Annotated in this window: 1 protein-coding gene; it reads right to left on the bottom strand. The window is 76.9% G+C overall.

The genetic code is table 11. The features are described 5' to 3' along the window. Positions 1–2,319 (bottom strand): type I polyketide synthase (locus HUW36_RS31205; RefSeq protein WP_174531359.1); only part of this gene is annotated, 2,319 nt, incomplete at both ends.

Genomic DNA, 2,319 nt, shown 5'->3' on the forward strand with positions numbered 1-2,319 from the left:
GTGGCCGCGCTGACCGGCCACGGCAGTGCGCCGTCCCGGGCCGGGCCGGCGGGGTCCGAGGCGGACGGGCCGGCGGGGTCCGAGTCGGCCGGGGCCTCCTCCAGGATCACGTGGGCGTTGGTGCCGCTGATGCCGAACGACGAGACGCCGGCCCGGCGGGTACGCCCGTCGGCCGCCCAGGGACGCGGCTCGGTGAGCAGCGCCAGCGGCCCGGCCGACCAGTCCACGTGCGGCGTGGGCGCGTCGACGTGCAGCGTCGCCGGGAGGGTGCCGTGACGCAGCGCCAGCACCATCTTGATCAGGCTGGCCGCGCCCGCCGCCGCCTGGGTGTGGCCGAGGTTCGACTTGACCGAGCCGAGCCAGAGCGGCCGGTCCGCCGGGCGGTCCGGCCCGTACGCGGCGGCGAGCGCCTGCGCCTCGATCGGGTCACCGAGCGTGGTGCCGGTGCCGTGCGCCTCGATCGCGTCGACGTCGGCCGGGGTGAGGCCGGCGTTGCCGAGAGCGGCTCGGATGACACGCTGCTGGGCCGGCCCGTTGGGGGCGGTCAGCCCGTTGGACGCGCCGTCGGAGTTGACCGCGCTGCCCCGCACCACGGCGAGGATCCGCCGGCCCTCCCGCTGGGCGTCGGAGAGGCGTTGCAGCAGCAGGACTCCGACGCCCTCGCCCCAGCCGGTGCCGTCCGCGGCGGCGGCGAACGCCTTGACCCGCCCGTCGGCGGCGAGTCCGCGTTGCCGGGAGAATTCCAGGAACGCGCCGGGCGTGGACATCACGGTGACGCCGCCGGCGAGGGCCAGGTCGCACTCGCCGGAGCGCAGTGCCTGCGCGGCCAGGTGCAGCGCGACCAGCGACGACGAGCAGGCGGTGTCGACGGTGACGGCGGGGCCGTGCAGGCCGAACGCGTACGCCAGCCGGCCGGAGACGACGGACGCGCCGTTGCCGGTGGCCTGGTAGCCCTCGACCTCGGCGCGGGCGCCGAGCAGCAGGGTCGCGTAGTCCTGCCCGTTGGTGCCGACGAACACACCGGTGGCCGAGCCGCGTAGCCGGTGCGGGTCGAGACCGGCGGACTCGAACGCCTCCCAGGTGGTGTGCAGCAGCAGTCGCTGCTGCGGGTCCATGGCCAGCGCCTCCCGCGGGTTGATCCCGAAGAACGCGGCGTCGAATCCGGCGACGTCGGCCAGGAATCCGCCGCTGCGGGTGTAGCTGGTGCCGACCCGCTCCGGGTCGCTGTCGAAGAGCCCGTCGAGGTCCCAGCCCCGGTCGGTGGGCATCGGGCCGACCGCGTCGACGCCGTCGGCGAGCAGCCGCCACAGCTCCTGCGGGGAGGACACCCCGCCGGGGAAGCGGCAGGCCATCGAGACGATCGCGACGGGTTCGTCGGCGGCCGGCCGGGCCGTGTGGGCGGCCTCGACCGGCGCGTCGGCGCCGGCCACGAGTGCGGTACGCAGGAAGCGCGCCAGCTCGGCCGCCGACGGGTGGTCGAAGACCACGGTCGAGGGCAACGTCATGCCGGTCGCCCGGCCGACCCGGTCGCGCAGCTGCACCGCGGCCAGCGAGTCGAAGCCGAGGTCGCGGAACGCGCGGTCGGCGGGCACCTGGTCGGTGGAGGGGTGCCCGAGCACGGCGGCGGCCTCGGCGCGGACCAGGTCGCGCAGCAGCGTCTCCTGTCCGGCCGGCGGCAGCGCGGCGAGCCGGGCGCGGAACCCGTCGTCGGTCGGGTCCGGCTTTCCGCCGTCGACGGTGACGGCCGGGGTGACCCGGTCGAACAGGTGGCTGGGTCGGGCCGCCGTGTACGCCGCGACGAACCGGGACCAGTCCACGTCGGCGACCGTGACCGTCACGTCGTCGTGGTCGAGGGCCTGCCGCAGGGCGCCCATCGCCACGTCGGCGTCCATCGGCGGCACGCCGCGGCGACGCAGCGCGCGGTCGGAGTCGGCCGCGTGCATGCCGCCCTCGCCCCAGGAGCCCCAGGCGATCGCGGTGCCGGCGAGCCCGTCGGCGCGCCGCCGCTGCGCCAGCGTGTCCAGGTAGGCGTTGCCGGCCGCGTACCCCGCCTGCCCGGCGCTGCCCCAGGTGGCGGCGATCGACGAGTAGAGCACGAACGCGTCCAGCTCGTCGCCGGCGAGCAGCTCGTGCAGGTGCGCCGCCCCGGCGACCTTGCCGGCGGTCACCTCGGCCAGTTCGGCGGGCGTGACGTCGGCGAGCGGGGTGGTCTGCGGCAGGCCGGCGGTGTGCAGCACGGCGCGGATCGGTGGGCCGTCGGCGCGGAGCCGGTCGAGCAGCGCGGCGACCGCGTCCCGGTCGGCCAGGTCGCACGCGGTC

Origin of the sequence: Micromonospora maritima (assembly GCF_902825405.1) — a bacterium.
Taxonomy (GTDB): Bacteria; Actinomycetota; Actinomycetes; order Mycobacteriales; family Micromonosporaceae; genus Micromonospora; species Micromonospora maritima.